This is a genomic window from Mycolicibacterium hodleri (assembly GCF_025822245.1).
Classification (GTDB): domain Bacteria; phylum Actinomycetota; class Actinomycetes; order Mycobacteriales; family Mycobacteriaceae; genus Mycobacterium; species Mycobacterium hodleri.
On sequence record NZ_JACKTL010000004.1, the window covers coordinates 1 to 26742 of the forward strand.

Sequence of the window (26742 nt, forward strand, 5' to 3'; positions counted from 1 at the left end):
CGTGGCCGCCACGGCCAGTCCGCCCGCCGGCGGTGGCGGCGAGGCCAGCGCGAGCATGCCCGCCACCAGTGGCCGCGGACCGTGCCGCCGGGCCGCCCTGTCGTCGGCACACATCTCGAGCAACTCGGCAACGGCGGCCGCACCGCGGGTGAACAGCGGGAGGTGCGCCATGCGTGCGGCCAGTGCCCGCAGCACCATCAGCAGTTGGTGATGCCGGCCGGCGATGTGGGCGTTCTCGTGGGCGAGCACCGCGTCGAGTTGAGGTCCGTCGAGCGCCGCCACCGCCGCCGTGGTCAGGACGATTGCGTGGGGACGGCCGACGACGCAGTACGCCGCGGGCCGCGTGCCGCTCACCACCACCACACCCGCTGCGGCCGTGGGCGTTCCGACCATCCTGGCGGCGTCGGCGTGCTCCGCGCTGGTCGTGCGCAGCACGCGCACCGTCCGGCCGACGCCGAACGCCACCACCGTCGAGATGCCCAGGCCGACGGTCAGGAGTGCCACGACGCCGGAGGGTCCCAGCGTCGCCCGCCGCTCCGAGACCCCGAGAAGTTCCAGGCACACCACGACGACCGACCCCGTCGGGCCGCTGCGCAGGAGCGGCGCGACGAGGACGACCATCGCGGCGATCCAGGCGACCACCACACCGGCCATCGCGGTGAGCCACGCCGCGACGCCCAGGCGTGGGTTGGTGCCGCGGCGCGTCAGTCGGGCCAACGGCGACGGTGCCAGCCAGGCGACCAACGCCCCGTAGAGCAGCAGGTAGACGGCGCCGGTCACGTGCGACGCCTGGGCCCGCCGCCGAGCCGCAACGCGGCTTCCAGCTGCGCCGACTCCTCCGCCGTCATCTGCTCGACGAAGAAGGCGAGCACCGCCTCGGTGTCGCCACCGGCACTGAACGCCGCGCGCATCAGGTTTGCCGACCGTTCCTCACGCGTCATCGTGGGCCAGTACCGGTAGGCCTTGCCCTCGCGATCGCGGCGCACCCATCCCTTGCGGTGCAGGTTGTCCATCGTGGAAAGCACTGTGGTGTAGGCAATCTGCCGGACTCCGGCGAGCTCGTCGAACACCTCGCGGACGGTGACGCCGTCCTCGCGAGCCCAGACGCGGTCCATCACGGTCGCCTCGAGATCGCCAAAACCCCGCTGCTGCATCGTCACCTCCCGTGGCTGGTGCCTTCGAATCTAGCCGCCACCCACCGTGCACACACGAAGTCGCCGTTGCGGCCCACCTCCCGCAGGGACCACTCGGTGCGCAGCGGCAGGACGCGCGCACCCGAGCCGAGCGAGCAGGGCGCGTAGGACACCACCACCTCGTCGACGAGTCCCGCCGCGGCGAACTGCGCCGCGACGTCGCCGCCGCCGACCACCCACACGTCCCGCCCGGCCGCGGCCGCCTGCAGGACGGAGTGCAGTTCGGCGACGTCACCGGCGAACGTCGTGACGGGGTGCCCGTCGGCGACGATCTCGGGCCGGTGGGTGAGCACCCAGCTCGGCTGGTCGTACATCCAGTCACCGGGTTGGTTCTCGAGCAGCCACTCGTAGGTGGACGCGCCCATCACCAGAGCGCCGACCCCGTCGGCGAAGGCCTCGTAGCCGAAGTCGCCGCCAGCGTCGACGGCCCTGGAGGTCAACCAGTCCAGGCTGTTCGCCTCGTCGACGACGAAGCCGTCCAGGCTCGAGGCGGTGTAGTACACCGTTGCCACGTCAACTCCTCCTCATCCAGTCCAACGGGTCGCCGGTGCCGGCATCGAGGCCGTGCCGCCTCAGCATCGACCGGCACAGCTGCCGCCGGTGCGCCGAGTAGACCAGCACGTGCGCGACGATGCCGTAGAGCTGAAAGGACTCCGGCGGGTCACACAGCGCGTCGATGACGGTGTCGCCCAGCCGGCCTCGGTCGGCGTGCTCGGCCACCATCGCCGTCCAACGTGCGGCGACCGCCGCGTGGTCGTCGAGGAGCGTTGTCGCAGAACGCAACTCGCGCCGTCGAGGTTGGTCCAGACCCTCGATGCCCGCGAGCCACACCTCCTTGGTCCACACGACGGCGCCGAGGACCGACGCGACACTGGGTTCGACGCCGTCCCAGTCGAGCACCACCTGTCCTGGCGAAACCTCCTGTCGCCATTGGTCTTCGGTGAGCTCACGGGCCGTCTCGATCAGATGGGAGGTGTCGGCGACGTCGTGGGCCACCATCAGATGGGACACCTCGGGTGCCGGGGCGTCGTCGGCACTGGTCAGCCACAGCGACTCGGGCGGGTGGAAGTGCAGGCCGTTGGGCGCGGGCAGCCAGAACTCGACGTCGCCGGCGCGCGACGGCGGCACGCCGTAGGACCGCCGAAAGGCTCGCGAGAACACCTCGGGTGACGACCAGCCCTCCTCGGCGGCCACCACCGCAACGCCGTCACCACGCCGCAGTCGCCACGCGGCGCGTTCGAGCATGACCCGGCGTCGGATCGCGGCGGGTGGCTCACCGGCCAGCCGGCTGACCTGGCGGGAGAAGTGGAACTCCGACGAATGGCTTCGGCGCGCCATCTCGGCGACGTCGGAGTTGCCGCCGTCGACGACCGCGTCGAGGAGTTCGCGCAGCCGGTCGCGTCCCGACGGGCAGGAGCCCGGGGGTTGATCGTGCAGTTCGCTCACAGTCGTCGAGTATGGCCGCGCGCCGCGTCGAGCGACATGACGATTCCTGCTGCGTGCCGCACTACACTCGGAAATCCTGTGAGCGAATTCGATGCGTTGCGAGCCGACGACGCCGACCTTGCCGGACTGCGCAAGGCGGTCCGGACCTTCCTCGTCGCCGATCGGGAGACCTTCGGGTGGACCCCGGCCGTGGACTGCTGGCTGTCCAGTTGGGACACCGACTTCAGCGTCCGGCTGGCCGAGGCCGGGTTCATCGGCCTGACCATCCCCGCCGAATACGGTGGTCGGGCACCGGCCGACGGCACCGGCTACCTGCACCGCTACGTGGTGACCGAGGAACTGCTGGCCCATGGCGCACCGGTCGGCGCGCACTGGATCGCCGACCGTCAGGTCGCCCCCGGCCTGATGGCGTACGGGACCGAGGAGCAGCGGCGACGTCTGCTGCCGCGGATCGCCGCGGGGCAGCTGTACTCGGCCATCGGCATGAGCGAACACGGCGCCGGCTCGGATCTGGCGGCCGTGCAGACCCGGGCGACCCGTGCCGACGACGGCTGGGTTCTCAACGGCACCAAGGTGTGGACCAGCGGCGCGCACCTGGCACACCAGATCGTCGTGCTGGCCCGCACCAGCCCGCTCGATCGCGACCATCGGCACGCCGGCTTCAGCCAGTTCATCGTGCCCACCGATCTGCCCGGGATCACGATCAGCCCCATCGTCCTGATGAACGGCGAGCACCACTTCAACGAGGTGCAGTTCGACGACGTTCGGCTCACCGACGGCGACGTGCTCGGCGAGATCGGCGCCGGGTGGCACCAGGTCACCTCGGAGTTGGGATTCGAACGCAGTGGCCCCGAACGCATTCTGTCCACGGCCACGATGCTCTTCGAGGTCGTCGAGGCCCTTGGTCGCGGGGACGTCGACGACCGAACCGCTGCCGCGGTCGGCGACCTCGTCGGGCGGATGATCTCGCTGCGGCAGATGTCGGTGTCGGTGGCCCGGGCGCTGACTGCCGGCGAGGACGCCAACACCCGGGCGGCGATGGTCAAGGACGTGGGCACCCGGTTCGAGCAGGACTCGGTCGAACTCGCTGCCGACCTGATCGACGGCGTCGACGGACCCGAGGGCGCCCGGCTGCGTGCGCTACTGGCCACGGCGCGGGTGCACTCGCCCTTGTTCACGCTGCGCGGCGGCACCAACGAGGTGCTTCGCGGCATCGTGGCCCGAGGAACCAAGGCGGCGACGTGAACGACGAACTCAAGGCGCTCGTCGACGAGATCGGCCGCCAGTCCTTCGACGCGCCCGTGGGCCGTCACGGGCTGCCCGAACCCTTCGATGCCGAGTTGTGGCAGGTCCTCGAGACCTCGGGACTGACCAGGCTGACGACCGAGCAGGGCGCCGACCCGGCCGACGCCGCGGTCGTCCTCGGTGGGTTGGCCCGCTACGCGGCGGCCGTGCCCGTCGCCGAAACCGACGTGCTCGCAGCGTGGTTGGCCGCCCAAGCCGACCTGCCGGTGCCCGCCGACGGCCCCCTGACGGTGGCGATCACCGACGTCGAGCCCGGCGGCGAGCGGATCGCCGGCACCGCTCGCGACGTCCCGTGGCCGGCGGCCGGACCGGTCGTCCTGGCCGCGCGTGGCGCCGACGCCACCTTCGTCGCGGTGCTCGAGCCGGGTCCGGCAGCCACCGGGTACAACCTGGCCGGCGAGCCCCGGGGCGACGTGCCGTTCGACCTGTCGTCGAGTGACGTCGTCCGGCTTTCCCCCGGTGTCGCGGACGAATTGGTGCGGCGAGGCGCGTGGGCACGGTGCGTGCAGATCGTCGGCGCCTTCGACCTGGCGGCGCGGCTCACCGTCGGCCACACCGGCGAGCGCACGCAGTTCGGTCGCACGCTCGACACGTTCCAAGCCGTCCAGCACTCTCTGGCCGCACTCCACGGCGAGGTCGAGAGAAGCCGTGCGGCAACCACTTTGGCCACCTACGCCGCCGTCGACCACGGATTCGGCAGCCCGCAGGCGGACTACGCGGTGACGGCGGCCAAGGTCGCGGTGGGCCGCGCCGTCGGCCCCGTGACGACCATCGCCCACCAGTTGCACGGCGCCATCGGCGTGACGCTCGAGCACCAGCTGTGGCTGGCCACGATGCGCGCGCGAAGCTGGGCCGACGAGTTCGGCACCACCGGCTGGTACGCCACCCGCCTCGGCCGGATGGCGCTGGCGGCCGAGGACCCGTGGGACGTCGTCGTCGGCCGGACCTACGAGTCCAGCAGCTGACCCACCCCGCTCCGTCGTGGCTACGTACCGCACGCGTGCCGTCCGGATCTAAGGTGAGTCATGAACAAGTTGACGCCCACGGCATGCGTCGTCGCGACGGCAGCCCTGATGACCTCGGCAGTCGCGATCGCTCCGCTCGCCGGTGCCGCCCCGGGATCGGCGAGCTCGGCCATGCCGATGTCCGGTCAGTGGCGGGCGTGTGACTTCTCGAAGTTGCCGTGGGTCGACGCCGTGGGCGACGCCCGACCCGTCGCACACGTCCGCACGGACGGTTCCGGCATGTTGGTCGCGACGGTCGACATCGCGACCGCGCTGCCGAACACCCGCTACGACGTTCGGGTGATTCAGACACCCCGGCCGTCGGCGTACTGCGGCGCAGGTGCGCCGGGCGTGGTCACCGGCACGCTGCAGACCGACGCGATCGGCGGGGGCACGACGACCTTCGGTGGCCCGGTCGCCGACAGCGCGACCGGAGCCTGGGTCATTCTCGAGCGGCCGTCGCCATATGCCCAGGCCCCGGCGGAGTTCTACACCACGGAGTTCCTCGCGTCCGTCTGAGGCTCGCGACCCAGGATTACCGCGACGCAGGGTGCCCCGGGTAATCTAAAACTAGAACACGTTTCACTTTCGGCAGGGAGCACCCGTGGACGCGAACGACATCGATCCGGTCGACATCGAACCGACAGCCGTCACGAAGTGGGATCCGGGTCTCACCGAGCGCGTGATGGGCTTCCTGCGCCCGCTCATCAAGGGCTATCACCGCGCCGAGGTGCACGGCCTCGAGGACTTTCCGGCGGGTGGCGCCCTGGTGGTGGGCAACCACTCGGGCGGCCTGTTCGCGATGGACGTCCCGGTGTTCGCGACGGGCTTCTACGAGAAGTTCGGCTTCGACCGTCCGGTCTACACGCTGAGCCACGACATCATCTTCACCGGCCCGACCGGCGACTTCTTTCGCAAGACCGGCTTCATCCCCGCCAATCACGAGAACGCCGACGAAGCCCTGCGGGCCGGCGGAGTGGTGATCGTCTTTCCCGGCGGCGACTACGACGTCTACCGGCCGACCCGATCGGAGAACCAGATCGACTTCGGCGGGCGCACCGGCTACGTGCGAGCGGCCCTCAACGCCGGGGTGCCGATCGTGCCGTCGGTGTCGATCGGCGGGCAGGAGGCCCAACTGTTCCTCTCCCGCGGCGAGGGGATGGCCAAGGCGCTGCGGCTCGACAAGCTGCTGCGCGTGAAGATCCTGCCGATCTCGTTCGGGTTCCCGTTCGGCCTCTCGGCGGTCCTGCCGGTGAACGTGCCGCTGCCGACGAAGATCGTCACCCGCGTCCTGCCTCCGATCGACGTCGTCGCCGAGTTCGGCGACGACCCGGACGTCGACGAGGTCGACGCGCACGTCCGCCGGGTGATGCAACAGGCACTCGACCAACTGGCCAGGCAACGCCGACTCCCCGTGGTGGGCTGAGCGGACCATGGCGCTGACCGATCCGCTCACCAACACCCTCGGCCTGCTGACGACGATGGCACGCGCGGGCGTCATCGCCCCGTTGCGCCCGGACAAGTATCTGCGCATCGGCGCCGCCATGGCGCGCGAGAACATGGGCATCACTTCGGGTTTCGCGAGTGCGGCCCAGCGGTGCCCCGATCGTCCCGCCCTCGTCGACGAGCTCGGCACCCTGACGTGGCGTGACGTCGACCAGCGGGCCGACGCCCTTGCCGCCGCGCTGCAGGCGCTGCCCGGCGGAGCCCCGCAGACGATCGGCATCATGGCGCGCAACCACCGCGGCTTCGTCGAGTCGTTGATCGCCGCCAACCGCATCGGCGCCGACGTGCTGCTGCTCAACACCTCCTTCGCGGGACCCGCTCTCGCCGAGGTGGTGTCGCGCGAGGGAGTGGACGCGGTCGTCTTCGACGAGGAGTTCACCCCCACCGTCGAGCAGGCCCTTGCCGACCGGCCCGACGCGGTCCGGATCGTCGCGTGGCGCGACGATCCCGACCATGGGGGGCGTGCCGTCGAGACCATGATCGGCGAGCACTACGGCCGGCAGCCGAAGCGGGCGGGCACCAAGTCGAAGGTCATCCTGCTGACCTCGGGGACGACGGGAACGCCGAAGGGCGCCAGCCACTCTGGCGGCAGCCCGCAGACGCTCAAGGGCATTCTGGACCGCACCCCGTGGCGCACCGAGGAGGTCACCGTCGTCGTGGCCCCGATGTTCCACGCGTGGGGTTTCGCGCAACTCGCCTTCGCCGCGATGATGGCGTGCACGATCGTCACCCGGCGCAAGTTCGACCCCGAAGCGACGCTCAAGCTGGTCGACCGCCACCGGGCGACCGGATTGTGCGTCGTCCCAGTCATGTTCGACCGCATCATGGCGTTGCCCGAGGACGTGCTCTCGCGGTACAGCGGGCGTTCGCTGCGGTTCGCGGCCGCATCGGGCTCGCGGATGAACCCCGACGTGGTGACCGCGTTCATGGACCGCTTCGGGGACGTCGTCTACAACAACTACAACGCGACCGAGGCGGGCATGATCGCCACCGCGACGCCCGCCGACCTGCGCGCCGCACCGGACACCGCGGGAAAACCCGCCGAGGGCACCGACATTCGCATCCTCGACGCCGAGCGCCGGGAGGTGCCCACCGGTGAGGTCGGCACCATCTTCGTGCGCAACTCCACCCAGTTCGACGGCTACACCTCGGGTGCGACGAAGGACTTCGAGGGCGACTACATGTCCAGCGGCGACGTCGGATACCTCGACGCCGACGGGCGACTGTTCGTCGTCGGCCGTGACGACGAGATGATCGTCTCGGGCGGCGAGAACGTCTACCCCATCGAGGTGGAGAAGGTGCTGGCGGCTCATCCGGCGGTGGCGGAGGCGTCGGTGCTCGGCGTGGCCGACGACGACTACGGCCAGCGGCTGGCGGCCTTCGTGGTGCTGGCCGACGGGTCGGCGACGCCGGACGACCTGAAGGCGCACGTTCGGGCGAACCTGGCGAACTTCAAGGTGCCGCGCAGCATCACGGTGCTGGAGAGTTTGCCGCGGGGCAGCACGGGCAAGATCGTTCGTCGTGACCTTCACGCGCTTCTCGACACGGGCGACCATGCGACGTAGGCATCCTCTGCTGCGCGCCGTCGCCGAGCTCCTCAACGCCGCCAACGCCGTGCAGCCGCTCGGCCGCGAGGGCTACGTGACGATTCCGGTGTTCTTCCTGGGCTGGCCCACCGGCGAGGCGGCGCCGGTGGTGGCCGGGGCGTCGATGGTGGACGCGGCGCGACGCGGCCTGCGCGGCGACTTCGCCGGCAGGCGAGGCAGGCTCGCGCTGGGGCTCACCGCGTTGTCCTGGGCCGCACTGGGTTTCGTCTACTTCCGAAACGCGAAGTCGCAGGAGCGCTTCGAGGCCCCGCTACGCGACGTCCTCGGCGACGACTACGCCGCGATCGCCGCCGAGGAGCGTCGGCGGCGTCGCGGTGGCGTGCTGCGGACGTCCTGGGCCCGGCGCCAGTACGTGAAGAAGGACGACGTCATCCGGTACGGTCCGCACCGCGCCAACGTCGCCGACGTGTGGCATCGCGGCGACCTGCCCCGCGACGGCAAGGCACCCGTTCTGCTGCAGGTGCCCGGTGGCGCCTGGGCGATCGGGATGCGCCGTCCGCAGGCCTATCCCTTGATGACGCACATGGCTGAACGCGGCTGGATCATCGTCTCGATGGCGTACCGGGTCAGCCCGCGCAACACCTGGCCGGCGCACATCGTGGACGTGAAGCGGGCCCTGGCGTGGATCAAGGAGAACATCGCCGAGCACGGCGGGGATCCCGACTTCGTGGCGATCACGGGCGGTTCGGCGGGCGGGCACCTGACGGCGCTCGCCGCCCTGACGCCGAACGAGCCGCAGTGGCAACCGGGTTTCGAGGACGCCGACACCTCCGTGGTGGCCGCGGTGCCGATCTACGGCCGCTACGACTGGTTCACCCGAGAGGGCAGCGGTCGACCCGAGTTCATCGCCATTCTGCAGCGCTACATCGTCAAGAAGCGGTTCCTCGAGCACCGCGCGGACTACCTCGACGCGTCGCCCATCACGAAGGTGCGGGCCGACGCGCCCCCGTTCTTCGTGCTGCACGGCACCGACGACTCGATCATCCCGGTGCAGGAGGGACGCGCGTTCGCCGAGGCCCTCGAGAAGGCGTCGGACAACCCGGTGGCGTATGCGGAGATCCCGCACGCCCAGCACGCCTTCGACTTCTTCGGCTCGCCGCACGGGGACTACACCGCGACGGCCGTCGCCCACTTCCTGGATTGGGTGAAGGCCAAACGGGGTTAGCTCACGGCAGGACGGTGTGCATCAGCATGACGTTGTAGGCCGACCACAGCGACAGGTTGTAATACAGCTCCTTGCCCGTCGACCACGGATGCAGGTAGGGCGCGTAGATCCCGCCGGGAAACTCCATGTGGCTCACCAACATCGACTCCGGGCTCCACGGCCCCTGCGGGGTGGGCGACGTCCGCATCACCACGTCGTTGGCGCCGTTGCAGTAGAGCGCGAGGTACTGCTTGAGATAGGTGTTGTACTGGGCCGACATCTCGCCCACCGGACCGGGAATCACCGGCGTCGCCGCGGCCGGGTTGGCGGGCACCCACGCCCCGCTGTCGCCGTTCCAGTACTCGTACTTGGTCAGGTCGGGGATGAGACCGGGTGCCACGCGCGCGACGTACGCCGAACCGCCGCGGCCGTTGGGCGTGCCGTAGGTGTAGACGTACTGGTCGCCGGGCCCCGGCTTGAGGAACGCGCCCATCTGGAAGTTCTCGTTGCCCGCCCCCGGCGTGCGGATGGTGCCGGGGTAGACGCCCCACGTCTCGCCGTTGTCGGGCGACATCGCGATTGCCGAGTAGTTGGTGGTCCATGCGCCGTTGGCGTCCCAGCTGCGGATCGACATGAAGTTCAGGTACTGCTTGCCGCCGGCGGCGATGCCCGCGGTGGGAATGATGCCCGTCTCCTGCGGCGCCTGCCCGATGGTGTTGACGATCTGCTTGGAGATGCCGGGCCGCCACACCGGAGAGCCCGAATACTTGTTGGCGACAACGCCGTTGGGCACGGCGACCGTATTGGACAGTGAGCGGTCCTGGCTGCGGAACAGGGTGTTGTACCGCCACTGCTTGCCGGGGATGCCGCAGTAGCCGTTGGTGTCGCCGAACGCCATCAGCACCTGGTCGTTGGCGGGATCGCCGTTGTCCCACATGATGCCGAGGTCGGTGCCGGTGATGGCAAACCTCTTGATGGTGTCGTTGGGGCTGTCGGGCCCGGTCACCCAGCCCACCAGCGAGGTGCCCGGTGGTGCCGTCGACACCGGCGCGGGGGCCGCGACGGGGGCCGGCGCAGGCGCCGCCGCAGACGGCTGGGTCGCGGTCCCACCGGGCCGGGGCGAGGGCACCACGGCGGCCTGCTGCTGCACCGGTGCCACGGGAGGCGGGGTCAGCGCCTTGATGAGCGCGGGCAGCAGACCGAGCTTGGGGAGGGGGGCCGCATCGTTGGCACCAGCGGGTTTGTGGCCGATCGGCCGGTTGAACGGCGAGATGCCCGACGGGCTGGGGATCTGGAACGCCTGCCCGGGGAGCGGCTGCGCCTGTGCGGCGGCACCCTCGCAGGGTTCGGCGTTGGCCGGTGGGGCGACGCCCACGACGGCGCAGAGTCCGAGCACGGCCGCCGTCGCCACGGATGCGGAGGCAAAACGACGACGCGGCGACATGTCACACCTTTCACGGAGGACGTCGCAGTGACGTCAGCAACTTAGGTTGTGACGATAGTTATCCGTGGGACATTTGTGATTGGTGAGTCACGGCTTGGTATCCATCCGTGACCGTGTCGCAACCTTCGGCGGTCGAGACCCGCGGGATCGGCCTACGGCGCCATCGCCCCGTCGACGACCGTGAGCTCCTCGGAAAGTCCGGCGGCACGCCGAATCTCGACGAACGCCGCCACCATCGCATCGGTCAGCTCGTGGGCGTCGGAGAGCGTGGCGCCGTCGGACAGCACCGAGACGTTGAGCTGGTCGACGTAGCTCCACACCGTGATGTTGAGCCCACTGCCGGTGGTCAGCGGACCCACCGAATAGATCTCGGTCACCAGGGCACCGCCCACCCGACCGTGCTCCCGCGGGCCGGGAACGTTGGAGATGGGCAGGTTCAGCACCTTGTTTTGACCGTCCTTGCCGGCCAGCCAGCGGAACATCGCCTCCGCGGGCGCCGGCGGGAAGTACGCCGACCACCGGCTCACCAACTCGGGACCCATCAGGTCGTGGGTCTCCTTCGCCGACACCGCGGCCTCGTGGACGGCCCGGACCCGCTCGAGCGGATCGGCCATCTCGACCGGCAGCGTCATCATCACGCCCGTGAAGTAGTTGCCCGACACGCGATCGCGGGAGAAGTCGAAACTCACTGGGACGGAAGCCAACAGCGGATGGTCGGCGTGTCCGTCGTACTTCTCCAGCAGCGTACGCAGCGCGCCGGCGGAGATCGCCAGCACCATGTCGTTGATGGTCACGCCCAGGTGCTTGCCGGTCTGCTTCACGTCGACGAGCGGCAGCGTCGCGGTGGCGAACTTGCGGGTCGCGTCGACCATGTGGTTCATGAAGGTGGGCGGCGGCGTGAATGGTCGGGTCAGCTCCGGTCCAAGCTTGCGCGAGCTCTTGCGTACCCGGCCCAACCCCTGCGCGGTGTACCTCAGCGTTCCCGGCAAGCGCCCAATCTGACGCAGATGGTCACCGAAGGCGGTGCGCACCAACTCCGCCTTAGAGGGCGCGGGATCCGTTGCGTAGGAGTCGCGGTCGTCGGGCGTGCTCTGAAGATCCATGCCGCGCGCCATCAGGTTGGCCGATGCCACGCCGTCGGCGAGCGCATGGTGAATCTTGCCAAGCACGGCGATCCTGCCGTCGGCGAGACCCTCGATGAAGTACATCTCCCACAGCGGCCTGCTGCGATCCAGCGGCGTGCTGGCGATCTTGCCGACCGCGTCGTCGAGTTCGCGGCGCCCGCCGGGACTGTCCACCCGGTAGGGCCGGATGTGGTACTCCAGGTCGACCTTGCAGTTCTCTCGCCACATCGGATGGTGGAACTTCATCGGGATGTCGACCAACTCGTAGCGGAACGGGTCGAGCTTGTGCAGTCGGCCGTGGATGACCTTGCGGAAGTCCTCGACGCCGAACGTGCGGCCCTTGAGATCGTCGAGCGCGATCACCGCCAGCTTCAGCGTGTGCATGTGCACGGTCGGCGTTTCGCTGTACAGAAGTACCGCGTCCCACCCGCTGAGCCTCTTCACGCGGTTATATAACCGCCCTTGTCCCCGCCGCGGTCTGGTTTCGGTGAACTTCGTTGAGGAACAAGCCGATCGCGGTGGCCGTCGACCCCGTCCTGGCCCCGTCGGTCATGTCGAAGCCGTGCCCGGCGCCGGGCAATTCGACGTACCCGACCACCGAACGGGACTCCGCGCGGAGCTTCTGGACGAAGTCCCTCGCCTGTTGCACGGGAATGACCGTGTCGCCGCTGCCGTGGATGACCAGGAACGGCGGCGCCTCGGCGTGGGTACGGGCGATCGGCGACGCCTTCCGGAAGATCTCCGGGTGCCTGGCGATCTTGCGCTTCACCACGACCCGCTCCAGGAAGTCGACGAAGCGGGCCCGCTCGACGGTGGAGCGGTCCTCCCAGTCGTAGCGGCCGTAGATGCCCACGACCGCGTCGACGGAGGTGTCGGAACCCTCTGGCAGGTCGCGCTGCAACTCCGGATCGTTCGGGGTCAGTCCGGCCAGCGCGGCGAGGTGGCCGCCGGCCGACGTGCCGGCCACGGCGACGAAGTTGCGGTCACCGCCGTACTTGTCGACGTTGGCCCGGGCCCAGGCGATCGCCGTCTTGACGTCGGTGAGGTGTTGCGGCCACGGATGATGCGGTGCGACGCGGTAGTCGATCGACAGGCACACCCAGCCCATCTCGGCCAGGTGCGACATCAGCGCGTAGCCCTGCAGGATGCGTCCGCCGTGCACCCAGGCACCGCCGGGCAGGAAGATCATGACGGGTGCGGGCTGCGTGGGCAGCTCCTCGGGCCGCCACACGTCGAGTAGCTGAGTGGGGCTGTCGCCGTAGCGAACCGAGGACCGGTAGACGTTGCGGCGGTGCTCCAACGCCTTCCACACCGGCGGGGTGCGCTCGGGAGCGGGCCAGGTGATGTCGAGGTCCTTGGCGGGCACCACCCCGCGCAGCGCCGCCTGGGTGACCGAGGCAGTCGCGTCGCGTTGCTGCTTCTTCACCTCGCCGATGCCGGGGGTGAACCACGACTTGACCGCCGCACCCACGAAGTCCGGCGTGTGGCGAACCCCCCAGATGCACCCGGCGGTCGCCCCACCCAGCGGTTCGAGGTACTTGCCGATCACCGGAAGCGACGTCGCGGCGACACTGGCCGCCAGCATGTAGTCGGCCGGTCCCGCCTCCATCAGCCACCGCACCCGCGTGGTCATGGTGGGTCCGGGGTACCGGGTGTCCGGTCGAGCCGTCATTTCGCGAGGGTACCCCGGTTACCCGGGGGTACACGACAGTCTGCGAAATTTGTCTACTCGCTACTCGTCCTTGCCCGGTAGGGGCCGGTTCGCGACCACTGGGAACTGGCCCGTGTACCCCTCCCGTTCCTGGGCCACGGCCAGCACCCGCGACCGGACCGCGAACCAGCCGATGACCAGCGCGGGAATGATCACGATGAGGGACGCGACGGTCCAGGTGCCGATGGGCGGGTCGCAGGCCATCAGGACCAGCACGCCCACCAGGAACGCCAGCGTGGCGTACCCCGTCCACGGAGTACCCCACAGCCGGAACGAGGGGCGCTCCAGAATGCCCTTCTTCGACCAGCGGTACAGCTGGATCTGGCAGATGACGATGGTGCCCCAGGAGGCGATGATGCCCAGCGCGGCCACGTTCAGCACGATCTCGAACGCCTGCGCCGGCACGACGCCGTTGAGCAACACGCCGAACAGTCCGATCACCGCCGTCAGGCAGATGCCGCCGTAGGGCACCCCGCGCTTGTTCATCAGCGACGTGAACTTCGGCGCGCTGCCGTTCATCGCCATCGACCGCAGGATCCGGCCGGTCGAGTACAGGCCGGCGTTGAGGCTCGAGAACGCGGCCGTGAGTACCACGATGTTCATGATCGTGCCCGCGCCGTCGACCCCGATCTTGGAGAAGAACGTCACGAAGGGGCTCTCACCGGACTTGTAGGACGTGTAGGGCAGCAGCAGCCCGAGCAGGAAGACCGAGCCGACGTAGAACAGCGCGATGCGGGCGATGACCGAGTTGATGGCCCGCGGCATGATCTTCGCCGGGTTGGCCGTCTCCCCCGCCGCCGTCCCGACGAGTTCGACTGCGGCATAGGCGAACACGACGCCGGAGGTCACGATGACCACCGGGAACAGGCCGGTCGGGAGCAGGCCGCCGTGATCGGAGATGACGCTGAATCCGGTGGCCTGTCCCTGGATCTTGTAGCGCCCCGCCAGGAAGATCGTGCCGGCCACCAGAAAGGTCACCAGCGCAATGACCTTGATCAGTGCCGCCCAGAACTCCAGCTCGCCGAACACCTTCACCGAGATCATGTTCATGCCCAGCACGAGCGCGAGCGCGATCAGCGCGATCGTCCACTGCGGGATGGCGGCGAAGGCCTTCCAGAAGTGGAAGTAGGTGGCGATCGCGGTGGAGTCCACGATCGCCGTCATCGCCCAGTTCAGGAAGTACATCCACCCCGCGACGAACGCCGCCTTCTCCCCGAGGAACTCGCGGGCATAGGACACGAAGGATCCCGACGACGGCCGGTGCAGCACCAGCTCGCCGAGCGCCCGCAGGATGAGGAACACGAAGACGCCGCAGAACGCGTACACCAGGAACAGCGCGGGTCCCGCGCTGGCGAGCCGGCCCCCGGCGCCTAGGAACAGGCCCGTGCCGATGGCGCCGCCGATCGCGATCATCTGAAGCTGACGCGGCTTGAGACCCTTCTCATAGCCCGCGTCCTCGGTGGTGAACGCCGAGTTGTCGTACTCCTCCTGGGCTGCCTTGGGCTCGGTGCTCATCGGGTCGCCCCGCTCGCCGGCGGCACGACCGGCGGCGGCTTCGAGGTGTCGTTGATGTCGCGGAAGGTGAAGGCGAAGCCGAACACCGCGAGGACGGCGGCAAGGGCGTACCCGACGATCGACCACCACCCCACGTGCAGGTAGGCCGTGATCGCGACGATTCCCATCGCCAGGAACACCATGGACATCCCGATCAACGGGATCTTGGCAGTCAGGTCGATACGTGCCATGGCACCTACCTCGCGTCGTCGTCGAGCCGAGCCGGGTTCGATCCTCAGTAGACACCCGCGCCAGCGGTGACGTGTCAGAAATCACCCCGACTCACAGACATTCGAGACACGGAATGGCGTCGAAGCTGGTCACGGTACGGCCGCAGACGTGGCGTCGTCTCGGCGGCTGTGCCACGCTTGACGGCGTGGCTAGCACATCCGGCCAGTCCATCGTCGTGGAGAGCAGAGTCGTGGAGAGCGGGTACGTACCGACACCTCGACGGAGCCGGGCACGGTGAAGAATCCCCCCACGGGCAGCGGCGTCCCAGACCTCGCGTCCGTGCTCGCCGCACTCGACGACACGTGCTCGGGACCCGAGGGCGAGGCCAAGCGACTGCAGGCCCGGGCGCATCGCCGCGGAATCCTCACCCTGGTGATGATCGTGCTGCTCGTCGGCGGGGTCATCCAGTTGCTCACGTCCACCCCGGCGGAGACCCGAACCGCCGACAACGGCAGCCGCGCCAGCATCGTGTTCAGCAACGCCGGCACCGGCACCTGCCTCAGCTGGCCCCCGGACGCACCCGACAAGCCGTCCTTCGTGCAATGCCGGTCGGACCACATGTTCGAAGTCGCCAAACCCGTCGACATGAACGGCTTCGGCGAACCGTGCCAGCTGGCGGTGCGCGAATACCTCGGCACCCACTACGACCCCAACAGCCGCTTCACCATCAGCGTGCTCTGGGCCGGGGACGCCAACGGCACCAGCACCGGCGCCCGCAATCTGCTGTGCGGTCTCCAGCTGCTCGGCAAGGACGGCAAGCCGGTGCCCTTCAAGGGCCGCATCCTCGACCTGGACCAGTCGAAGGTCTGGTCACCCGGCACCTGCCTCGGCGTCGACTCGTCGAACCGCTCGACCGACACCCCGGTCGACTGCTCGACACCCCACGGCCTCGAGGTCACCGGCTCGGTCAGCCTGGCCGAGCGCTTCACGGGCGCCCTGCCGTCGGACTCCGAGCAGCGGTCGTTCATCACCGAGGCCTGCACGCGCGCCACCGACGCCTACCTGGCGCCCGCCAGGCTGAGCACCTCCGGACTGTCCCTCGGCTTCGATCCGGTGTCCGCGACCAGCTGGGCGGCGGGCAGCAAGCAGGTGTCGTGCGGCATCGGCAAACCCGCCGAACAGGGCTGGGCGCCACGGACGGGAAGCGTGCGGACGTCGTCGCCGGCGGATCTGCCGCCGCCACCGTCGCCGCCACCTCCCCCACCGCCCCCGCCACCGCCGAGCGCGTCGGACCCGGCGCCCCCGCCCGTCTACGAAGAACCCCTGATTCCGATCGGTCCGCTGCCGACGGAGACCCCGCCGGCCGCCCCGACCACCACTGCGGCCCCCTCGACGGAGTCGCCCACCTCCACGCCGCCGCCCGCGGAGACATCGTCCACGGCGGCCCCGACGACCACGGCCACGGCACCGCTCGGGCCGCCGCCGGGACCGGCGACGCCGCCCAGTGAGACCAGTACCGCCGCACCGCCGGGCATCTTGGAAATCCCCGGGCTTCCGCCGATCACGCTGCCCGGCTACGTGCCCCCGGAACCCGCGCCGGCAGAGGCGGGTTAGTCAGCGGACGGCGGCGGCGGAGCGGATGCGCCCCAGAGCCGTCAACGCCACCAGGGTGACGAGCAGCAGGATGGTCGTGCTGGCGGCGGCCTGGAAGGCCTGGCCGCGGTCGGTGAGCGCGAAGATGGTGACGGGCAACGTCTTCCACGTCGCCGGGTACACCATCACCGTGGCGCCGAGTTCGCCCATCGACAAGGCGACCGCGAGCCCGGCGGCCGCCCCCAACGCCGGGAGCAGCAGCGGCAGCGTCACCCGCGTCAGCACCCGAAACTGCCCTGCGCCAAGGGATTCCGCCGCCTGACGGTAGGCGGGGTCGAGGCGGTCCAGCGCGGCCGAGACGGCGCTGAAGGCGAACGCGAGGACCAGAACGGCATGCGCGAGGATGACGATCCACCGGGTGCCGCCCAGCAGCAGCGGCGCGGAGTTGAAGGCGATCACCAGGCCGAGCCCGAGAGCCACCGACGGCACGGCGATCGGCAGGTGGAACACCGCGTCGACGACCCGGCTCAGCCAGGGCGGCGCCTCCCGCGACGCGAGCGCCGCCCACGTGCCGAGCACCAGGGCGAGGCCGCCGGCGACGACGGCGGTCTGCAGGCTGACCGACAGGCTCGCCAGGTTCTCTCCGGACAGCGCACCGCCGACGTGGGTGAAGCCCAGGTGTGACGGCAGCGCGCCGGTCCACGATCCGGCCAGTCCGGCGAGTACCACCGTCGCCAGTGGCGCGACGAACACCACGACCACCACGACCCCGAAGAGCCCGAGCAGGACGGCCCTACTGCGACGGTTCCACAGCAACATCGGTTCCTGCCCTTCCTCGTTGGGTCATCGAGCGGGCGAAGACCATCCGGTAGACGCCGTAGAGGGACAGCGACAGCGCGATCTGTACGGTCGCGATCACCGCCGCCCCCGGCAGGTCGAACGTGACGATGCCCCTGGTGTAGATCAGCACCGGCAGCGTGGTGACACCCTTGGCGCCGGTGAACAGGACGATGCCAAACTCGTTGAGCGTCAACAGCAGAACCAGACTGCCACCGGCCGTCAGGGCGGGCCACGCCTCCGGCAGCACCACCGATCGCAACACGCGCAGCGGGGATGCGCCGAGGCTGGCCGCGACGTTGAGCTGCGCCCGCGGCAACATCGAGAACGACGCCAACAGCGGCCGGATGACGAAGGGCGTGAAGAACGTGATCTCCGCGGCGATCACCCCGGCCGGGGTGTAGAGGAAGTTCAGCAGGGGCGCGTGGTCTCCCGTGACGCCGGCGATCGCGGCGTTGACCGCGCCCGCGGTGCCGTAGAGGAAGGTGAAGGCCAGCGTGACGAGGAACGACGGCAGTGCCAGCACGGTGTCGATCAGACGACCGACGAGGCGGCTGCCCGGGAACGGCACGAAGGCCAGCACGACGGCCAGGAACGTGCCGAGCACCAGGCAGCCCAGCGTGGCGGTCGCGGCGATGGCGACGGTGCGCCACAACGCGCCGCGAAACGCCTCCGAGGACAGCACGCTCCCCCAACTACTTTGTGTCCCAACGCCCGTCACCGACTCCAGGCACACCCGGATCAGTGGGTAGACCGCGACGAGCAGCACGACCACCAGGGGCGGCACGGCCCACCACGTCGCCGCCGACCGCGGTGCGGGCGGTCGGACCGGAGCCTCCGACGACTGCTCGAGCAGCGCGGTCACGGGGACTGCACCAGCACGCCCGCGGGTTCGGGGAATCGCAGGCCGATCTCGGCCCCCAGGTCGTAGGTCACCGCGCCGGGCACGTCCACGTCGAGCAGCTGGTCGGGCAGTCCGTGGACCGACACCACCAGCCGGGTGCTGGCGCCGCGCCACACCGCGGCGTTGACCTTGGCGCGCAGGGCATCTCGGTCACCGAGGCCGACGACCTTGATCACGTGCGGGCGAATGCACAGCAGCGCCTTGGATCCCGGAGCCCAGTCGACCTTGCCGACGCCCGGCTGCGGCGCCTCCGCGCCGACCGTCTGATGCGCGACCGACACGAGCGCCGACGTCCCGATGACGCGCCCGACGGTGCAGGGAATCAGGTTGGCTCCGCCCAGGAATGCCGCGGTGAAGCTGGTGGGCGGGCGCGACCACAGGTCCTTCGCGGTGCCGACGTCGGTCAGGCGCGCCTGGTTCATGACGACGATCCGGTCGGCCAGCGCCAGCGCCTCACCCTGGTCGTGGGTGACGTACAGCATCGCCGTGTCGGGCAGCGCCTCCTTGAGCCGCTGCAGCTCGGTGAGCATCGACTGCCGCAGCTGGGCGTCCAGCGCCGCCAACGGCTCGTCGAGGAGGAGCACGTGTGGCCGAATCGCCAGGGCTCTGGCGATGGCGACGCGTTGCTGCTGGCCGCCGGAAAGCTCACGGGGCAAACGTCGTCCGAAGCTCGTCATGCCGACCATGTCGAGCGCCTCGGCGACCCGGGCCGCGATCTCTCCCCGGGGCACCCGATGCGACTTCAGGCCGAAGGCGACGTTCTCGGCCACCCGCATGTGGGGGAACAGTGCGTAGGACTGCAGCACCACCCCGATGCCGCGCCGTGCCGGCGAGAGGTCGGTGACGTCGCGGCCCGCGAGCCGGACGGCGCCGGCGGTGGGCCGGACGAAGCCGGCCAGCGCGTTGAGGGCGGTGGACTTGCCGGACCCGCTGGGCCCCAGCAGCGCCACCGTCTCGCCCGCGGCGACGCGCAGGTTGAAGTCGACCAGCGCCGCGGTCGCCTTCTTGCCGCGGCCGTAGGCCACCCCGACCCGGTCGAACACGATCGCCGGCGGCGCGTCCACGGGCTGGCGGGCGGCGCCCGCCCTCCCCGTCTGAACGGTCTTCGTTGCCCTGGTGTCGGCCATCATCAACTGCCGGTGGCCTTTTGGTACGCGGCGACGTCGGCGTCGAGGTCCACGAGGACGGCGTTCCAGTCCGGCACCCACACGTCGACGCCCTGCAGCACCGCGGCCGGCGTGTTCGGTGCGGCCGCCCCCTGCGACGACGAGGCCAGCGAGGTCAGCACCGGAATGCCGAGCGCCGAGGGTGCGACGGTCTTCTGGACGTCCTCCGAGACCAGGAAGGCCAGCAGCTTCTTGGCGGCGTCGGCGTGCGGCGCCCCCTTGGTGACGCCTGCGACGTAGGGCAGCGAGACCGTGGTCTTCTTGCCGTCGGCGGCGGCCGGGAAGAAGACGGTGAACTTCGACCCGTCGTCCTTGATGGAGCCGAGGTTCATCTGGACGTCCCCGTTGGCGACCAGCAGCTCGCCGTTGCTCACCTTCGGCTGCAACTTGCCGGTCGACGACGACGGCCCGACGTTGTTGGCCTGCAACTCCTTCAGGTAATCCAGCGCCGCAGGCTTGCCCATCAGGTGCTGCAGCAGGACCAGCACTGCGGTGCCGTCACCGGCCTGTCCCGGCGTCGAGTACTGCAACTTGCCCTTGAACCGAGGCGACAGGAGATCGGTCCAGGTGGCGGGCTGCGGATTGGCGTCGGGGTTGGCGATGAAGCTCAGCGCGTTGTCCACGACCGGCAGGTAGTTCCCGCCCGGGCCTACCTGGGCGGCGGCGATGCCGCTGGCGTCGACGCCGCTGGGCTGCAGCAGCCCCGATTGATCCGCCTTCTGGATGAACGGGGGCAGGGTGACCAGCAGGTCGGCCTGCGGGTTGGACTGTTCCTTCTCGACGCGCGACACCACCTCGCCGGAGCCGGCTTCCACCACGTCGACGTTGACGCCCGTGCTCTTGGTGAAGGCGTCGAACTGCGTCTTGTACCAGCTGGCCAGGCCGTCGGCGCTGTAGACCGTGACGGTCTCGCCCCCACCCGATCCGGACGATCCGGTACCGCCGCACGCCGTCAGGGCGGCGGCCAGCGTTGCGGCGGTCAGGGCCGCCAGAATGGTGCGAAGCGTCATGTCTCAGTCCTAGGTTTGGCGGTCGAGGATCAGGTCGGCGAACTCGGACACCGTCGGCACCACATGGGTGGCACCGGCGTCGTACAACTGCTGCTCGCCGTGCGCACCCGTGAGAGTGCCTGCGGCGATGGAACATCCGGCGCGCAGTGCGCTCGCGACGTCGCTGGTGGTGTCACCGAGCGCGGCGACGTCGCCGACCCCGTCGACGCCCAGCCGCATCAGGGCGGTCAGGATGAGGTCCGGGTAGGGACGGCCGCGCACCCCGGCGCCGGGCGCCAGCACCAGGTCGGCGACGGACTGCCAGCCCAGCGCGGCCAGCAGCTTCTCCTGGGTCGTGCCACTGAAGCCCGTCGTCAGCGCCACCTTGACCCCGGCGTCGCGCAGACGTGTGATCGCCTCCGCCGCACCGTCTACCGCTCTGGCGTTGCCGTCGTCGACTGCCGCCGCGTAGGCGCTCTCGAAGGCGGCGTTGGCTCGCTGGGCGAGGTCCTCGGTGTCACACAGCGCACGGAACACGACGATCTTGGACTGGCCCATGGTGTCGAGCACGTACTGGCGGGCGTGGTCGCGTTCGGGGCCGTCGGCGGGTATGCCCGCCGCGGTCGCGGCGACCTCGAACGAACTGATGACCAGTCCGTCGTCGGCCACGGTGGTTCCTGCCATGTCGAGCACGGCGAGCTGAATCATGTTCTCCCTCATAGTTCGATCACGTCTGCGGTCTGTTCGGCGATGACCGGCCCGAGTGTCATGCCCCGGCCGCCGGGGCCGGTGACGACCCAGACTCCGTCGGCGGCTTCGGTGCGGGACACCAGGTGGCCGGGGTCGACGCACTGGCTGTACACGCCGGCCCACCGGCGTCGGATCGTGGGCAGCGGCCGACCCAGGAATTCCTCGACGCGCGCCGCCAGATAGTCGTAGGGCGCGTCGTCGACGTCGAAGGCGAAGGGCTCGTCGTATTCGTGGGTGTCGCCGATCGTCAGCCCACCGTGCAGCCGCTGCACGCACAGCAGCTGCATGTGTCCGTCGGCGGCCACGGGATTCTGGGGTTCGTTGTCCCGCAGCTCGTTTAGCGCATCGCCCGCAAAGCCCGGGTAGTAGCGGAAGCTGTCGCCGTCGGCGATGGCCGTGGTGAGCGGTTCGTCGAGGGGGTCGGTTTGCATCATCTGCAGCCGCACGCGCCGCACCGGCAGGTCGCCGGCGATCTCCCGGGTGAGGCCGCCGTGCGCGGCGCCGGGGCACACCAGGACGAGGTCGCCGTCGTGGCGCCGGCCCCGGTCGTCGCGAACGGTCGTGCCGTCCACCGACCGCGCCTCGGTGGCGGCCAGGAACTCGTATCGACCCGTGCCTGCGAGGTGTTCGCGGATGGCGGGCATGGCTTGGCGTGATTCCACGGCGGCGTCCCGCGAGCAGTGCAGTGCGGCCAGGAACGTCCCGCGCAGTGCGGGATTGAGCGCGCGGGCGCCGGCCGGGTCGAGCAGCTGGAACCCGCGGTCACCGGCGTCGGCGCGCCCGGCGACCTGTTCGGCGACGGCAACCTCGCGCGGGGTCCGCAGCAGGGTCAACGAGCCGGCGGGCCGGAACCCGACGCCGGGGATCTGCGCGCCGATGCGTTCCCAGAGTTCGCGGGACCGAAGCGTCGCGGCGAGCTCGTGGTCGGCGCGGCCCGAGACCCAGACCAGGCCGAAATTGCGCACGGTCGCGCCACGGGCCTCGGTCTCGCGCTCGAGGTGGGTGACGTGGTGGCCGCGCCGAACCGCCTCGAGGGCGTGGGCGGTTCCGAGGATTCCGCCGCCAATGATCGTGACGCGCATGGTGGGTGACCTTTCAGACTCGGGGATACGGACTGCGAAAGCTCCGGTGATGGGGATCGGAACGGAAGATGAACAATTGGTATAGACCAATTGGGGGTATGCTGCAACCGTGGACGCGATCAACGACACCGCCCGCCTCCTGTCGTCGCTGCGCGACGTGTGGGACGAGGAGGCGGTCGACGAACTGAACCACGCCCTGCAGTCGGCGGCCCGGGCCGTCGACGACGGCGCCGACGACGAACTGGTGCTCGCCGCCGCCCTACACGACGTGGCGCACAGCCCGTTCTTCGACGCGGCGGCGGCTCGGCTGCACGACCAGACCGCCCGAGAGTGGCTGACGCCGCGGTTCGGCGAGCGGGTCGGCTGGTTGGCCGGCCAACACGTCGCGGCCAAGCGGTATCTGGCCGCGACCGATCCCGCCTACGGTGCCGCGCTCACCCCCACGTCGACGGCGTCCCTTCGGGCCCAAGGCGGCGCCGGGGTCGACGCCGCGCTCGTCGCACACCCCTGGTGGCCCGACGCGGTGCGGTTGCGGCGCTACGACGACGCCGCCAAGGATCCCGACGCCGACGCGACCGTCACGATCGAGGACGTGCTCGCCGTCGCCGAACGCGTTGCCCGCCAACGGTCGTCGCGATGAGCAAGCCCTACGCGATCCGCACCGCACTCGAGGAGGTTCTCGACGGGCTCGTCGAGGGCGACTCCTTCCCCCCAGAACGCGAACTTGCCGTGCGCTTCGGCGTCGCAAGGGAGACCGTGCGACAAGCGGTCCACGAGCTTCTGGTCGAGGGACGCGTCGAACGCCGCGGTCGCGGCACGGTGGTGTCGAAGCCCAAGCTGGTGCAACCTCTTTCACTCAAGTCCTACACCGAGGGCGCCCTTTCGATGGGTCGCAAGCCGGGCCGACTGCTCGTCACCTGGGAGGACGTGGAGGCGGGTTCGGCGGCGGTGCCGGACCTCGCCGCCGCCCTCGACGTCGCCGACGGAGCCGCGGTGATGCACCTCGAACGCGTCCTGCTCGCCGACGGCCAACGCATCGGGCTGGAGAGCACCTACCTGCCGACACATCGCTTCGGCGCGTTCACCGAGACCTTCGACCCGACCACGTCGCTCTACGCCGCGATCCGCGCGACCGGGGTGCACTTCGGATCCGCGGTGGAACGGGTCGAGACGGTGCTGGCGTCCCCGCGCGAGGCCGGTCTGCTGGAATCCACGACCGCCATGCCGATGCTGCGACTGCATCGGCGGTCGGTGGACACCGAGGGCCGCCCCATCGAAGTGGTGCGCTCGCTGTACCGGGGCGACCGGGTGGCCTTCGAGGCGCTGCTCGACGATCGGGATTAGCCCCGCGGGCACCGGCCGGTCAGTACTGTCGACCCGTGGCCGACTTCCATCCCGACCTGGCGCGCTCCGCCCGGCTGATCCCCCGCAGCATGATCACCCCGAACTCCCTGCCGGTGTTCCGCGTGGCGGCGCGGCTGATGGACCGTCGCACCCCGGCCGACGTCGAGGTGCTGAGACTGACCTCCGGCGTTCGAGTGCGCCTGCACCGAGCACCCGGGACGACGTCGAAAGGCCCTGGGCTGCTGTGGATTCACGGCGGCGGATACGTCATCGGCAGCGCCGCCCAGGACGACGACCTCTGCCGCCGCTTCGCCCGTGAACTTGGCGCCACCGTGGCTGCGGTCGACTACCGCCTGGCTCCCGAGTACCCCTACCCGATCCCGCTCGAGGACTGCTACCGCGCGCTCACCTGGCTGGCGGAGCTGCCCGCCGTCGACCCCGCGCTCGTCGCGATCGGCGGCGCCAGCGCCGGTGGTGGACTGGCGGCCGCATTGGCGCTGCTGGCCCGCGACCGGCGCGAGGTGAACGTCGCCGCCCAGCTGCTGGTCTATCCCATGCTCGACGACCGCTCGGGTACCGAGGAGGGTCTCGACGACCACCGACACCGGATGTGGACGCAGAAGTCGAACGTCTACGGCTGGTCCAGCTACCTCGGCGACGCCGACCCCAATGTGGCCGTGCCGGCGCGCAACCCGGATCTCGGCGGGCTGCCGCCGGCGTGGATCGGGGTCGGCACCAACGACCTGTTCCATCGGGAGGACCTCGCCTACGCCGAGCGCCTCACTGCCGCCGGGGTGCCGTGCCAGGTCGAGGTCGTGCCGGGGGCGTTCCACGGCTTCGACGGCGTCGTCCCCAAGGCACCCGTGTCCCGGAACTTCCTCGCCAGCCAGGTGAGCTGGCTGAAGGAGCACCTCACGCAGACGCAATCGGCCTCGTCCTGAAACCGTCGCCACCGAGGGCGGTGGTCCGCCGCGCGGCGTTCTGCTCGTGGGGTTGGCCCAACGCGATGGCACTCACCTGTTCCAGCCGGTCGTAGATCTCCGCACCCAGGTCGACGTCGAGGGCGGCCAGGTAGTCGTCGAGCTGGTCGACCGTGCGCGGTCCGATCACGGGAACCACGCCCGTCGGTGACCGCCTCGCGCGTTCCAGTAGCCAGGCGACGGCCACCCGGGCCGGTGGGACGCCGAGTTCGCTCGCGGCCTCGAGCACGGCGTCCACGGTCGCGGCCTTCACGGGCTCGTCCTCGGCGTGCACCAACCGATTCCACTCGGTGAGCCGGCCTGCATTGCTGCTGCGGTACTTGCCGGTCAACAGTCCACCACCCAGCGGTGACCACAGCGCGGCGCCGACGCCGAGCGCCTCGGCCATGGGCAGGTTGTCGCGATCGCCGCTGCGCTCGACGAGGCTGTACTCGAACTGCACGGCCGAGATCGGCGTCCAGCCCCGCACGTCGGCCAGGGTCACTCCGCGGGCGGTGAGCCAGGCCGGGAAGTTGGACAGACCGGCGTAGAGGATCTTGCCCGCGCTGGCGAGGTCGTCGAACGCGCGGACGATCTCCTCGACCGGGGTGACGAAGTCGGGGAAGTGCACGTAGAGCAGGTCGAGGTAGTCGGTGCCCAGGCGGCGCAGACTGTCCTCGACCGAGCGGAACATGGCACGGCGCCCGTTGCCGGTCTGCAGCACCCCGCTGCCGTCGGGTGTCGCACCTCCGATGGCGAACTTGGTGGCAATGGTGAACTGCTCACGGCGCCCCGCCAGCATGCGGCCGAGGATTTCCTCGGACTCGCCGACCTGATAGCTCGCCGCCGTGTCGATCGTCGTGCCTCCGGCGTCGGCGAAGCGGTCGACCAGGGCACGTGACGTCTCGGCATCGGCCCCGTACCCCCAACGCGTGCCGAAGTTTCCGGCGCCGAGGGCGAGGGCGGACACGCGTAGGCCGTTGTTGCGGCCGAAGGTGAAGTGCTCCATCCTCGGTCCAAGCCCCGTCGAGCTGAGTTTATTTCCCGATACTCAGATCGCGGACGTGCCTACCCCTTCAGGAAGGCCAGCAGGTCGGCGTTGATCACGTCGGCGTGCGTGGTGGGCATGCCGTGGGGGAAGTCGTCGCGGTAGGTCTTGAGCGTGCCGTTCTGGAGCAGTTCGGCGGACTTCGGCCCGGCCGCCACGTACGGCACGATCTGGTCGTCGACGCTGTGCATCACCAGGACCGGCACGGTGATCTTCTTGAGGTCCTCGGTGAAGTCGGTCTGCGAGAACGCCACGATGCCGTCGTAGTGCGACAGCGCGTCGCCCATCATCCCCTGGCGCCACCAGTTCTCGATGATCGCCTCCGACGACTCGACGCCCGGCTTGTCGAAGTTGTAGAAGGGGCCCGACGGCAGCGCGCGGTAGAACTCCGACCGGTTCGCCGCGAGCTGCGCCTGCAGACCGTCGAACACGCTCTTGGGCAAGCCTTCCGGGTTGGCCTCGGTCTGCACCATCAACGGCGGCACCGCACTGATGATGGCCGCCTTGGCCGCCCGGGACTCGCCGTGGCGAGCCAGGAAGCGGACCACCTCACCGCCGCCGGTGGAGTGCCCGACGTGGATGGCGTCGTGCAGGTCGAGGTGCTCGACGAGGGCGTGCAGATCGTCGGCGTAGTGGTCCAGATCGTGCCCGCCCGGGGTTTGGGTGGACCGGCCGTGACCGCGCCGGTCGTGGGCGATGACGCGGTAGCCCTGGGCCAGGAAGAACAGCATCTGGTTGTCCCAGTCGTCGCTCGACAGCGGCCAGCCGTGACTGAACACGATCGGCTGACCCCGACCCCAGTCCTTGTAGAAGATGTCGGTGCCGTCTCCGGTGGTGATGAAAGCCATTGCAATGCCTCTC

The 26742-nt window shown here is 70.0% G+C and carries 27 protein-coding genes; 10 read left to right on the forward strand and 17 right to left on the reverse strand.

Annotation, left to right across the window (positions count from 1 at the left end; translation table 11 throughout):
* From H7J06_RS00180 to H7J06_RS00195, 4 genes are all read right to left on the reverse strand, one after another.
* Positions 1 to 780, reverse strand: a 780-nt coding sequence (locus tag H7J06_RS00180) for a M56 family metallopeptidase (RefSeq protein ID WP_264035886.1), incomplete at its 3' end; no start/stop codon positions are given.
* On the reverse strand, positions 777 to 1154 hold the full coding sequence (locus H7J06_RS00185; RefSeq protein ID WP_264035888.1) for a BlaI/MecI/CopY family transcriptional regulator: 378 nt from the start codon (positions 1152 to 1154) through the stop codon (positions 777 to 779). The genes H7J06_RS00185 and H7J06_RS00180, both read right to left, overlap by 4 nt.
* 2 nt (positions 1155 to 1156) lie before the next feature.
* Complete coding sequence (locus H7J06_RS00190) at positions 1157 to 1705, reverse strand: dihydrofolate reductase family protein (protein WP_264035890.1); 549 nt, start codon at positions 1703 to 1705, stop codon at positions 1157 to 1159.
* A 1-nt stretch (position 1706) separates the two neighbouring features.
* Positions 1707 to 2639 carry a helix-turn-helix domain-containing protein gene (locus H7J06_RS00195; RefSeq protein WP_308205657.1) on the reverse strand — a complete coding sequence of 311 codons (933 nt, stop codon included), beginning with the start codon at positions 2637 to 2639 and terminating at the stop codon, positions 1707 to 1709.
* Positions 2640 to 2717: 78 nt separating this feature from the next.
* On the opposite strand from H7J06_RS00195, the gene H7J06_RS00200 reads away from it, so the two are divergent.
* From H7J06_RS00200 to H7J06_RS00225, 6 genes are all read left to right on the forward strand, one after another.
* Positions 2718 to 3884 (forward strand): acyl-CoA dehydrogenase family protein, encoded by a 1167-nt coding sequence (locus tag H7J06_RS00200; RefSeq protein ID WP_264035892.1) that lies wholly within the window; start codon positions 2718 to 2720, stop codon positions 3882 to 3884.
* A complete protein-coding gene (locus H7J06_RS00205; RefSeq protein WP_264035893.1) occupies positions 3881 to 4909 on the forward strand; it encodes an acyl-CoA dehydrogenase family protein in 1029 nt (342 codons plus the stop codon). Before H7J06_RS00200 ends, H7J06_RS00205 begins: the two co-directional genes overlap by 4 nt.
* A 60-nt stretch (positions 4910 to 4969) precedes the next feature.
* Positions 4970 to 5467, forward strand: coding sequence for a hypothetical protein (locus tag H7J06_RS00210; protein WP_264035894.1), 498 nt, complete (start codon positions 4970 to 4972; stop codon positions 5465 to 5467).
* Between the two features lie 166 nt (positions 5468 to 5633).
* A complete protein-coding gene (locus tag H7J06_RS00215; RefSeq protein WP_264035944.1) occupies positions 5634 to 6374 on the forward strand; it encodes a lysophospholipid acyltransferase family protein in 741 nt (246 codons plus the stop codon).
* A 7-nt stretch (positions 6375 to 6381) separates the two neighbouring features.
* Positions 6382 to 8019 carry an acyl-CoA ligase FadD12 gene (gene fadD12, locus H7J06_RS00220; protein WP_264035895.1) on the forward strand — a complete coding sequence of 546 codons (1638 nt, stop codon included), beginning with the start codon at positions 6382 to 6384 and terminating at the stop codon, positions 8017 to 8019.
* Complete coding sequence (locus tag H7J06_RS00225; protein ID WP_264035945.1) at positions 8009 to 9226, forward strand: alpha/beta hydrolase; 1218 nt, start codon at positions 8009 to 8011, stop codon at positions 9224 to 9226. The genes fadD12 and H7J06_RS00225 overlap by 11 nt, the downstream gene beginning before the upstream one ends.
* Before the next feature lies 1 nt (position 9227).
* Here the strand turns inward: H7J06_RS00225 and H7J06_RS00230 are convergent, their stop codons facing one another.
* From H7J06_RS00230 to H7J06_RS00250, 5 genes are all read right to left on the reverse strand, one after another.
* Positions 9228 to 10649 carry a glycoside hydrolase family 183 protein gene (locus H7J06_RS00230; protein WP_264035896.1) on the reverse strand — a complete coding sequence of 474 codons (1422 nt, stop codon included), beginning with the start codon at positions 10647 to 10649 and terminating at the stop codon, positions 9228 to 9230.
* Between the two features lie 152 nt (positions 10650 to 10801).
* Positions 10802 to 12217 carry a WS/DGAT/MGAT family O-acyltransferase gene (locus H7J06_RS00235; RefSeq protein ID WP_264035897.1) on the reverse strand — a complete coding sequence of 472 codons (1416 nt, stop codon included), beginning with the start codon at positions 12215 to 12217 and terminating at the stop codon, positions 10802 to 10804.
* 4 nt (positions 12218 to 12221) lie between these two features.
* On the reverse strand, positions 12222 to 13445 hold the full coding sequence (locus tag H7J06_RS00240; RefSeq protein ID WP_264035899.1) for an alpha/beta hydrolase: 1224 nt from the start codon (positions 13443 to 13445) through the stop codon (positions 12222 to 12224).
* 60 nt (positions 13446 to 13505) lie between these two features.
* Positions 13506 to 14999: an amino acid permease gene (locus H7J06_RS00245; RefSeq protein WP_264035900.1), complete on the reverse strand. Its 1494-nt coding sequence runs from the start codon at positions 14997 to 14999 to the stop codon at positions 13506 to 13508.
* A complete protein-coding gene (locus tag H7J06_RS00250; RefSeq protein WP_264035902.1) occupies positions 14996 to 15229 on the reverse strand; it encodes a hypothetical protein in 234 nt (77 codons plus the stop codon). Before H7J06_RS00250 ends, H7J06_RS00245 begins: the two co-directional genes overlap by 4 nt.
* A 274-nt stretch (positions 15230 to 15503) precedes the next feature.
* Here H7J06_RS00250 and H7J06_RS00255 point away from each other — a divergent pair, with 274 nt between their 5' ends.
* On the forward strand, positions 15504 to 16823 hold the full coding sequence (locus tag H7J06_RS00255; RefSeq protein WP_264035904.1) for a septum formation family protein: 1320 nt from the start codon (positions 15504 to 15506) through the stop codon (positions 16821 to 16823).
* Here H7J06_RS00255 and H7J06_RS00260 read toward each other — a convergent pair whose 3' ends face one another.
* From H7J06_RS00260 to H7J06_RS00285, 6 genes are read right to left on the reverse strand one after another with little or no spacing between them, the layout of a single operon-like run.
* Positions 16824 to 17621, reverse strand: a complete 798-nt coding sequence (locus tag H7J06_RS00260; RefSeq protein WP_264035906.1) for an ABC transporter permease — start codon at positions 17619 to 17621, stop codon at positions 16824 to 16826.
* A complete protein-coding gene (locus tag H7J06_RS00265; protein ID WP_264035908.1) occupies positions 17596 to 18504 on the reverse strand; it encodes a 2-aminoethylphosphonate ABC transporter permease subunit in 909 nt (302 codons plus the stop codon). Before H7J06_RS00265 ends, H7J06_RS00260 begins: the two co-directional genes overlap by 26 nt.
* Positions 18501 to 19670 carry an ABC transporter ATP-binding protein gene (locus tag H7J06_RS00270; protein ID WP_264035910.1) on the reverse strand — a complete coding sequence of 390 codons (1170 nt, stop codon included), beginning with the start codon at positions 19668 to 19670 and terminating at the stop codon, positions 18501 to 18503. The genes H7J06_RS00265 and H7J06_RS00270 overlap by 4 nt, the downstream gene beginning before the upstream one ends.
* A gap of 2 nt (positions 19671 to 19672) precedes the next feature.
* Positions 19673 to 20719 carry a 2-aminoethylphosphonate ABC transporter substrate-binding protein gene (locus H7J06_RS00275; protein ID WP_264035912.1) on the reverse strand — a complete coding sequence of 349 codons (1047 nt, stop codon included), beginning with the start codon at positions 20717 to 20719 and terminating at the stop codon, positions 19673 to 19675.
* Positions 20720 to 20728: 9 nt separating this feature from the next.
* Positions 20729 to 21406 (reverse strand): phosphonatase-like hydrolase, encoded by a 678-nt coding sequence (locus H7J06_RS00280; RefSeq protein WP_264035914.1) that lies wholly within the window; start codon positions 21404 to 21406, stop codon positions 20729 to 20731.
* Between the two features lie 8 nt (positions 21407 to 21414).
* On the reverse strand, positions 21415 to 22530 hold the full coding sequence (locus H7J06_RS00285; RefSeq protein WP_264035916.1) for a TIGR03364 family FAD-dependent oxidoreductase: 1116 nt from the start codon (positions 22528 to 22530) through the stop codon (positions 21415 to 21417).
* Positions 22531 to 22639: 109 nt separating this feature from the next.
* On the opposite strand from H7J06_RS00285, the gene H7J06_RS00290 reads away from it, so the two are divergent.
* The 3 genes from H7J06_RS00290 to H7J06_RS00300 all read left to right on the forward strand — a co-directional run bounded on the left by H7J06_RS00290 (position 22640) and on the right by H7J06_RS00300 (position 24815).
* The gene (locus tag H7J06_RS00290; protein ID WP_264035918.1) at positions 22640 to 23170 is read left to right on the forward strand and encodes an HD domain-containing protein; all 531 of its coding nucleotides are present in this window, start codon (positions 22640 to 22642) and stop codon (positions 23168 to 23170) included.
* Positions 23167 to 23874, forward strand: coding sequence for a GntR family transcriptional regulator (locus H7J06_RS00295; protein WP_264035920.1), 708 nt, complete (start codon positions 23167 to 23169; stop codon positions 23872 to 23874). The genes H7J06_RS00290 and H7J06_RS00295 overlap by 4 nt, the downstream gene beginning before the upstream one ends.
* A gap of 89 nt (positions 23875 to 23963) precedes the next feature.
* Complete coding sequence (locus H7J06_RS00300) at positions 23964 to 24815, forward strand: alpha/beta hydrolase (protein WP_264035947.1); 852 nt, start codon at positions 23964 to 23966, stop codon at positions 24813 to 24815.
* Here H7J06_RS00300 and H7J06_RS00305 read toward each other — a convergent pair.
* Both H7J06_RS00305 and H7J06_RS00310 read right to left on the reverse strand, forming a co-directional pair.
* A complete protein-coding gene (locus H7J06_RS00305; RefSeq protein WP_264035922.1) occupies positions 24787 to 25842 on the reverse strand; it encodes an aldo/keto reductase in 1056 nt (351 codons plus the stop codon). The genes H7J06_RS00300 and H7J06_RS00305 overlap by 29 nt on opposite strands.
* Positions 25843 to 25901: 59 nt before the next feature.
* Positions 25902 to 26729 carry an alpha/beta fold hydrolase gene (locus tag H7J06_RS00310; RefSeq protein ID WP_264035924.1) on the reverse strand — a complete coding sequence of 276 codons (828 nt, stop codon included), beginning with the start codon at positions 26727 to 26729 and terminating at the stop codon, positions 25902 to 25904.
* Positions 26730 to 26742: the final 13 nt, after the last annotated feature.

Coding starts and splice junctions, on each gene's coding strand:
- H7J06_RS00225 (WP_264035945.1), top strand. CDS start 8,009: ATGCGACGTAGGCATCCTCTGCTGCGCGCCGTCGCCGAGCTCCTCAAC.
- H7J06_RS00285 (WP_264035916.1), bottom strand. CDS start 22,530: ATGCGCGTCACGATCATTGGCGGCGGAATCCTCGGAACCGCCCACGCC.
- H7J06_RS00185 (WP_264035888.1), bottom strand. CDS start 1,154: ATGCAGCAGCGGGGTTTTGGCGATCTCGAGGCGACCGTGATGGACCGC.
- H7J06_RS00280 (WP_264035914.1), bottom strand. CDS start 21,406: ATGATTCAGCTCGCCGTGCTCGACATGGCAGGAACCACCGTGGCCGAC.
- H7J06_RS00240 (WP_264035899.1), bottom strand. CDS start 13,445: ATGACGGCTCGACCGGACACCCGGTACCCCGGACCCACCATGACCACG.
- H7J06_RS00305 (WP_264035922.1), bottom strand. CDS start 25,842: ATGGAGCACTTCACCTTCGGCCGCAACAACGGCCTACGCGTGTCCGCC.
- H7J06_RS00230 (WP_264035896.1), bottom strand. CDS start 10,649: ATGTCGCCGCGTCGTCGTTTTGCCTCCGCATCCGTGGCGACGGCGGCC.
- fadD12 (WP_264035895.1), top strand. CDS start 6,382: ATGGCGCTGACCGATCCGCTCACCAACACCCTCGGCCTGCTGACGACG.
- H7J06_RS00310 (WP_264035924.1), bottom strand. CDS start 26,729: ATGGCTTTCATCACCACCGGAGACGGCACCGACATCTTCTACAAGGAC.
- H7J06_RS00245 (WP_264035900.1), bottom strand. CDS start 14,999: ATGAGCACCGAGCCCAAGGCAGCCCAGGAGGAGTACGACAACTCGGCG.
- H7J06_RS00250 (WP_264035902.1), bottom strand. CDS start 15,229: ATGGCACGTATCGACCTGACTGCCAAGATCCCGTTGATCGGGATGTCC.
- H7J06_RS00275 (WP_264035912.1), bottom strand. CDS start 20,719: ATGACGCTTCGCACCATTCTGGCGGCCCTGACCGCCGCAACGCTGGCC.
- H7J06_RS00295 (WP_264035920.1), top strand. CDS start 23,167: ATGAGCAAGCCCTACGCGATCCGCACCGCACTCGAGGAGGTTCTCGAC.
- H7J06_RS00300 (WP_264035947.1), top strand. CDS start 23,964: ATGATCACCCCGAACTCCCTGCCGGTGTTCCGCGTGGCGGCGCGGCTG.
- H7J06_RS00260 (WP_264035906.1), bottom strand. CDS start 17,621: ATGTTGCTGTGGAACCGTCGCAGTAGGGCCGTCCTGCTCGGGCTCTTC.
- H7J06_RS00210 (WP_264035894.1), top strand. CDS start 4,970: ATGAACAAGTTGACGCCCACGGCATGCGTCGTCGCGACGGCAGCCCTG.
- H7J06_RS00215 (WP_264035944.1), top strand. CDS start 5,634: ATGGGCTTCCTGCGCCCGCTCATCAAGGGCTATCACCGCGCCGAGGTG.
- H7J06_RS00270 (WP_264035910.1), bottom strand. CDS start 19,670: ATGGCCGACACCAGGGCAACGAAGACCGTTCAGACGGGGAGGGCGGGC.